Source organism: Methylobacterium sp. B1 (assembly GCF_000333255.1).
Classification (GTDB): Bacteria; Pseudomonadota; Alphaproteobacteria; order Rhizobiales; family Beijerinckiaceae; genus Methylobacterium; species Methylobacterium fujisawaense.
This window is the reverse complement of sequence record NZ_BACT01000975.1, coordinates 1-6744: the sequence shown is the minus strand read 5'-3', so window position 1 is coordinate 6744 and position 6744 is coordinate 1. Positions and strand designations below refer to the sequence as shown.

At 71.4% G+C, this 6744-nt stretch carries 7 protein-coding genes and 1 pseudogene; 6 read left to right on the top strand and 2 right to left on the bottom strand.

Annotation, left to right across the window (positions count from 1 at the left end; all coding sequences use genetic code 11):
* Positions 1-141: 141 nt before the first annotated feature.
* Together I53_RS27230 and I53_RS27225 are read right to left on the bottom strand one after the other, a co-directional pair.
* Complete coding sequence (locus tag I53_RS27230; protein ID WP_236952880.1) at positions 142-495, bottom strand: hypothetical protein; 354 nt, start codon at positions 493-495, stop codon at positions 142-144.
* A gap of 144 nt (positions 496-639) precedes the next feature.
* Entirely contained in the window at positions 640-906 is a 267-nt protein-coding gene (locus I53_RS27225) for a hypothetical protein (RefSeq protein WP_043356855.1), read from the bottom strand.
* 189 nt (positions 907-1095) lie between these two features.
* Between I53_RS27225 and I53_RS27220 the strand changes: the two genes are divergently transcribed.
* The 6 genes and pseudogenes from I53_RS27220 to I53_RS27195 all read left to right on the top strand — a co-directional run.
* Positions 1096-2394, top strand: coding sequence for a nucleotide sugar dehydrogenase (locus tag I53_RS27220; RefSeq protein ID WP_043356853.1), 1299 nt, complete (start codon positions 1096-1098; stop codon positions 2392-2394).
* Between the two features lie 56 nt (positions 2395-2450).
* Positions 2451-3065, top strand: a complete 615-nt coding sequence (locus I53_RS27215) for a CoA-binding protein (RefSeq protein WP_051045094.1) — start codon at positions 2451-2453, stop codon at positions 3063-3065.
* Positions 3066-3756: 691 nt separating this feature from the next.
* Positions 3757-4218: a 50S ribosomal protein L13 gene (gene rplM / locus I53_RS27210; protein WP_043356851.1), complete on the top strand. Its 462-nt coding sequence runs from the start codon at positions 3757-3759 to the stop codon at positions 4216-4218.
* A 2-nt stretch (positions 4219-4220) separates the two neighbouring features.
* Positions 4221-4706: a 30S ribosomal protein S9 gene (gene rpsI, locus I53_RS27205; RefSeq protein ID WP_043356850.1), complete on the top strand. Its 486-nt coding sequence runs from the start codon at positions 4221-4223 to the stop codon at positions 4704-4706.
* Between the two features lie 169 nt (positions 4707-4875).
* The gene (gene argC / locus I53_RS27200) at positions 4876-5826 is read left to right on the top strand and encodes an N-acetyl-gamma-glutamyl-phosphate reductase (RefSeq protein WP_043356848.1); all 951 of its coding nucleotides are present in this window, start codon (positions 4876-4878) and stop codon (positions 5824-5826) included.
* Between the two features lie 253 nt (positions 5827-6079).
* Positions 6080-6744, top strand: a pseudogene (locus I53_RS27195) (coagulation factor 5 8 type domain-containing protein); the annotation flags it as partial.

The following is a 6744-nucleotide window of genomic DNA, read 5'->3' as shown; positions in this document are numbered from 1 at the left end:
AATATCTGCCGGATTTGNCATCGCGAGAGCTTCACATCGCGAGCAATGATGGTATTCTAAAACCAGTCGCCCGACGTAACGCACCGGGCGTCCTCAACCTTCAGCCCCGCCGGCACCCGCCGCGCGGGGCTTTTTCGTGGCTCAGCGTCCGCTGCCGGAGGACAAGCTCGACCCGACGCTTCCGGAGAGCTGGCTCGGCGTTCCCAGCTGGGTGCCGTTCGGATTGGTGTCCAGGCTGAGATCGGGCGACACGAGGCCGCCGGGCGCGGGGTTCGTCGACTGGGCCGGCTCGAAGGCCTGCCGGGCGCCGGCGAGCGGAATGATGACCCGGTCCGGTCGGATCGTGGTCTCGCAGAGCCCCTGGCAGATCGGAATCGTGAGGTCCGTCTCCTGGCAGATCGCCTTCATCTCGCCCCGGACGCACGTGCAGCGGCACAGCGCCGAGGCCGGGACGGGCAGGGCCAGCAGGGCGGCGGCGAGCATGATCGTGCGCATGATGATCGACCTCAGGGCCCGCGACAGGGCGATCGGGGCTCATAGCACGTTGCGCCCCGGAGCCCGAACGCGCCGGCACCACCGGCATCCCGCGTCGCAGCGAAGCCGGGCGAGGCTGACGCGGTCCTGAACCGCCCCGGGGAATCAGGAGACCGGCGCGCCGGTCTCCCGGATGATGCGGACGGGCCGAAAGGCGCGCGCGGACACCTCGGCCTCGACCCAGGCGCGGGCCGCGTCGGCCGCGGGATGATCGGCGAAGGCGGCCGGGCGCGGCGGCCATTCCGATCCGGACTGGACGACGTAGCCGCGCATGCCCGCGGCGCACGGGCCGACATAGCCGAAGACCTTGCCGGTGCCGTCCACGAGGTCGGTGCAGTGGACCGGCCCCTCGGTCCAGCGGAGGTCAGGCATCGTCTCGCCTCATGCGCGCCCCGGGCTCGATCGGTCTCTGCCCGTCGGTCAGGTGGTCTTGGTGCGCCGCGACCGGCCGGCGACGCGCCGCGCGGGCCGAAGCGAGTCGACGCGGGCCCGGGCCGCCCCTATACGCGCCCGGCGGCCGGACCGTCATCGGCGCCTTCCGAGCCCGCAGAGGGATCCGGCGTGGCGGACAGCTCGGCAGACAGCGTGGCGATCGTCGGCCTGGGCTATGTCGGGCTCCCGCTCGCCCTGGCGTTCGGCCGGGCGCGGATCACGATCGGCTACGAGCGCGCCGCCGACAAGGTGGCGGCCTACCGGGCCGGACACGACCCGGCGGGAGAGATCGACGCGGCGGCGTTCCGGGCGGCCGGGCACCTCGCGATCACCGACGACCCGGCCGCCCTGAGCGCGGCGGACGTGATCATCGTCACGGTCCCGACCCCGGTGGACGGGGCCCAGAGCCCCGATTTCACCCTGCTGATCCGGGCCTCGGACCTCGTCGGGCGGCACATGCGGCCGGGCGCGACCGTGGTGTTCGAATCCACCGTCTATCCCGGCGCCACCGAAGAGGTCTGCATCCCCGTCCTCGAGCAATCCTCCGGCCTGCGCTGGAAGACGGATTTCTTCGTCGGCTACTCGCCGGAGCGGATCAATCCGGGCGACCGGGAGCACAGCCTCGCCAAGGTGGTGAAGATCGTCGCCGGCGACACGCCCGCGACGCTGGAGCGGCTGAAGGCCCTCTACGGGTCGATCATCGAGGCGGGCCTCCACGCCGCCTCGTCCATCCGGGTGGCCGAGGCCGCCAAGGTCATCGAGAACACCCAGCGCGACCTGAACATCGCGCTCATGAACGAGCTGTCGCTGATCTTCGACAAGCTCGACCTCGACACGCAGGAGGTCCTCGCGGCGGCGGGGACCAAGTGGAACTTCCTGCCGTTCCGCCCCGGGCTGGTCGGCGGCCACTGCATCGGCGTGGACCCGTACTACCTCACCCACAAGGCCGCGATGATCGGCCATCATCCCCAGGTGATCCTGGCGGGGCGCCGGATCAACGACAGCATGGCCGCCCACGTGGCGCGCAGCACGGTGAAGCGGATCGTCCGGCGCGGCGGCCATGCCGGGCGGGCGCGGGTCATCGTCCTCGGCCTGACCTTCAAGGAGAACTGCGCGGACCTGCGCAACTCGAAGGTCGCCGACCTCGTGCGGGAGCTGGAGGAATTCGGCTGCGCCGTGTCGGTCCACGATCCCCGCGCCGGATCGGCGGAGGCCCGGGCCGAGTATGGCATCACCCTCGTCGACTGGGCCGACCTGCCCGCCGACGCGGACGCGGCCGTGATCGCGGTCCCGCACCGGGATTATGCCCGGCTCGGGCCGGAGGCGATCGCCGCCCGGGTGAAGCCCGGCGGCCTGATCGTGGACGTGAAGGCGCTGTACGAGCGCGCGGCGTTCGCACGGCTGGGCTACGAGGTCTGGCGGCTGTGACCGTTGCCGGGCCGCCGGCAAGCATTGCGATCATCCGGACGACGAGGGGACATGCCATGGACGAGACCGGCCACGATCACCGGCAGCCCGCGCCCGGCGACCTGGCGGCGCTCGCGGAGCGCCACGCCCGCTACCCCGACGCGCAGATCCGCGCCCTCCTGAACACCACGCGCACGATCGCGCTGGTCGGGGCCTCGGCGAACCCGGCGCGCCCGAGCTGGATCGTCCTGAAATACCTGCTCGACCGCGGCTACGCGGTGACGCCGGTCAATCCCGGCCTCGCCGGCCAGGACCTGCTCGGGCGCCGGGTGGCGGCCTCCCTGGCCGAGGTCCAGGCCAGCCTGGGCGACCGGCCGATCGACATGGTCGAGATCTTCCGCAATTCCGCCGCCGCCGGGCCGCTGGTCGACGAGGCGCTGGCGCTCAGCCCGCCGCCGAAGGTGATCTGGATGCAGCTCGGCGTGCGCGACGACGCGGCCGCCGCCCGGGCCGAGGCGCGCGGCCTCACGGTGATCATGAACCGCTGCCCCAAGATCGAGTACGGCCGGCTCTCGGGCGAGATCGGCTGGACCGGCGTGAATTCCCGGATCCTCAGCGCCCGGAAACCGGTGCTGGCGGCCAAGGGCGTCCAGAAGCTGACCATCGCGGAGCGGGGCCGGCGGGGCGACTGAATCCGATCCTCATACGGTCCGAGACAGCGCCCCGTGGCCAGCGCCCCATTCGCAGCGCCGCGTCCGATCGCGTTGCGACGGTCTGGAAGGAAGGCGATTCCGTTCGAGACATCCGCGCCATCCTCCCTCTCCCGTTCGGGAGAGGGTTGGGGTGAGGGACACGACGCTTCGCGGTCGAGCGCACCATCACGGCTCGGGCAGGCGAGCCTCGTCCGGACGAACCTGATCCCTCACCCTGTCCCTCTGCCGCACGGGAGATGGGACCCGCGCATCGCGTGGAACGGGCCCGGTTATCGCCCCCGCCTCAGCGCGATCGGGAACGATTCCCGCCGGATCGGGTCAGCCCACCCCACACCCTGATTCCGAGGCGTGAGCGCAGCGAGCCTTGAAGGAGGCCTCCGCCGCTCTCCGGCCCCTCACGATGCGGCGGTGACGGGGAGAGCCGAGCCGGCCCTCCGCGGTCCCGTGCCCGCCTTGATGTGGTATTCTGATACCTTAACCGCCAAGCCGCTCTGATTGCTCGCCTTTTCGCGATTTCCGATTTCGCTGTTGACCCGGCATCCGGGCCCGTCTATGCACTGGCCACCGCCGCCGCGTGTGCCCCACGCGGCGGCTCGTTTTTCGGCACCCCGATGTTCTCGGATCCCGACGCGTCGGGGCCCTGGTCCGTCGGAACCCCTGGGATTTGGCTATGAAGACCACCTCGCTGAAGCCCGCCGAGGTCGACAAGAAGTGGATCGTGATCGACGCGGAGGGCCTCGTCGTCGGCCGCCTCGCGTCGATCGTGGCGATGCGCCTGCGCGGCAAGCACAAGGCCGCCTACACGCCCCACGTCGATTGCGGCGACCATGTCATCGTCGTCAACGCGGACAAGGTGAAGTTCACCGGCCGCAAGTACGTCCAGAAGCGCTACTACTACCACACCGGCTATCCGGGCGGGATCAAGGAGCGCACGGCCAAGTTCATCCTCGAGGGGCGCTTCCCCGAGCGCGTGGTGGAGAAGGCCGTCGAGCGCATGCTGCCCCGCGGCCCGCTCTTCCGTCAGATCCTCGGCAACCTCCGCGTCTACAAGGGCTCCGAGCACCCGCATGAGGCCCAGCAGCCGCAGGCGCTCGACGTCGGCGCCCTCAACCGCAAGAACGTGAGCGCTTGATCATGGCGACCCTGCAGTCCCTCGCCGACCTCAACCGGTCGAACACCGGCGCGGTCGATCCGGCCAACGAAGCGCCCATCCACGTCCAGAAGCTGGACGCCCAGGGCCGGGCCTATGCCACCGGCAAGCGTAAGGACGCGGTCGCCCGCGTCTGGATCAAGCCCGGCAACGGCACGGTCACGGTCAACAAGCGCCCGGTGGAGACCTACTTCGCCCGTCCGGTGCTGCGCATGATCCTGCGCCAGCCGCTGGAGATCGCCGGTCGCGTCGACCAGTACGACATCACCGTCACGGTGGCGGGCGGCGGCCTCTCCGGTCAGGCCGGCGCGGTGCGCCACGGCCTGTCGAAGGCCCTGACCTACTACGAGCCGGAGCTGCGTGCCCCGCTGAAGCGCGAAGGCTTCCTCACCCGCGACGCCCGCGTGGTCGAGCGTAAGAAGTACGGCCGCAAGAAGGCCCGCCGCAGCTTCCAGTTCTCCAAGCGCTGATATCCGGTCACACCGGTGTCACGGAGAGGGCGGTTCCTGCGGGAGCCGCCCTTTCGCGTTTCGGGGCTGCGGCGCGGCCGTTGACAGGCTGTCGCACCGCGCTCACCAGTTTCCCGGCCGCGATGGCCGACTCGGGCGGCACTGCCTTTCGGAGAGAGCGAGACGGACGATGGCTGGCGACGGCGTACAGAAGCCCACCGTGTTCATCGACGGCGAGGCCGGCACCACCGGCCTCGGCATCCGCGAGCGCCTGGAGCGCGACGGGCGGGTCGCCCTGCGCAGCATCGCGCCGGAGCACCGCAAGGATCCGGAAGCCAAGCGGGCGCTGCTCGCCGAGGTCGACCTCGTGGTGCTCTGCCTGCCGGACGAGGCCGCCAAGGAGACCGTGGCGCTCGCCGACAGCCTGCCCGGCGGCGGCCCGCGCGTCCTCGATGCCAGCACCGCCCATCGGGTCGCGGAGGGCTGGACCTACGGCTTCCCCGAGCTGACCCGGGAGCAGGGGGCCGCGGTGGCCCGCGCCCGGCGGGTGGCCAATCCCGGCTGCTACCCGACCGGCGGCGTCGCGCTCCTGCGCCCGCTCGTGGAAGGCGGCTTGATCCCGGCCGATCACCCGATCAGCATCAACGCGGTCAGCGGCTACAGCGGCGGCGGCAAGAGCATGATCGAGGCCTACGAGCAGGGCACGGCGCCGCCGTTCCAGCTCTACGGCCTCGGCTTCGCCCACAAGCACCTGCCGGAGCTGCAGCGCTACAGCGGGCTGACCCGCCGGCCGATCTTCGTGCCGGCCGTGGGCAACTTCCGGCAGGGAATGCTTGTGAGCGTGCCGCTCCATCTCGACGCGCTGCCGGGCCGGCCGGCGGCCGCCGACCTGGAGGCCGCCCTGCGCGACTGGTACGCCGGTCAGCCGCTGGTGCAGGTCGTGCCGGGCGCCGCCACCGGCGCGCACCGCGAGAAGATCGAGCCGGAGGACCTCAACGACACCGACCGGCTGGAGCTGCGGGTGTTCGGCTCGTCCGAGCACGGGCAGGCGGTGCTGGTGGCGCGGCTCGACAATCTCGGCAAGGGCGCCTCCGGGGCGGCCGTGCAGAATCTCGGGCTGATGCTCGGGCTCGACGGCTAGCCGGCGGCGGCAGACGCATCGCCCCGGCTTTGTGCGCGGAGCGAAGGAATCGAGGGCCGCGCGCCGTCCGGCGGCGTGCCGCGTCCCGTTCGATTCGCCCCGGGCGCAAGACGTCGCGGGCCGCATCGGGCTCCGCGTGAGCACGACGCGGCAACGCGAGCCTCAGGCCCTCCTCGACAGAGGGGACGCCGCCGGCGAAGAGAGGGCCGTGAGGCAAGGCCCTCGAACCGCTCCCTTCGCACCGCGAGAGGCGATGAACGGCGACCTGATCGATGTGGCGTTCGGCCGGCCCTGGCGCAGCAAGGACGCTGCGGCGGACGAGACCGCCCTGCCGCGCGGCACCCTGAGCTTGCAGGTCGATCTCGGGTTTCGATGTCCGATTCGACGCGTCGAGATCGGATCCGCTTGTGCCGCGCGGCCGAGCCTCGCCCTGTCCGATGACGGACAGGTCTGGCGCACGCCCGACCTCGACGCCTCCCAGAGCGGGGCGGAGGCCGCGGCCCTGATCCTCGGAGCCGGGGAGGGCGCCTGGGCGCGGCATGTCCGCGTCACCCTGGACGCGCCCGCCGGAAGCGGCCTGCCTGCGGTACAGGTCCTGTGCGCGCAGGCCGATTTCGACCTCATCGTCCTGCGGCGCGTGCTGGACGTGCCCTTCGACATGGCCGACGAGCGGCCCGGCGCGAACCCTTACGTCTCCTACCGCCTCGTCAGCGCCGAGCGGCCGCGTTCGCGCGCCCTGGTGGGGCTGGCGCTCTACGAATGCGGCGCTTTCGGCAACTGCCTGATCCAGTTGCTGCTCGCCATCGGCATCGCCCGCAACCTGAACCTGAAATACATCAAGCTCCCGGCCGCAGACCGCAGCGAAGTGATCGGGCTGACCGGCCCGCTGACCTGCGGCGGGATCACCTTCATCCCCGG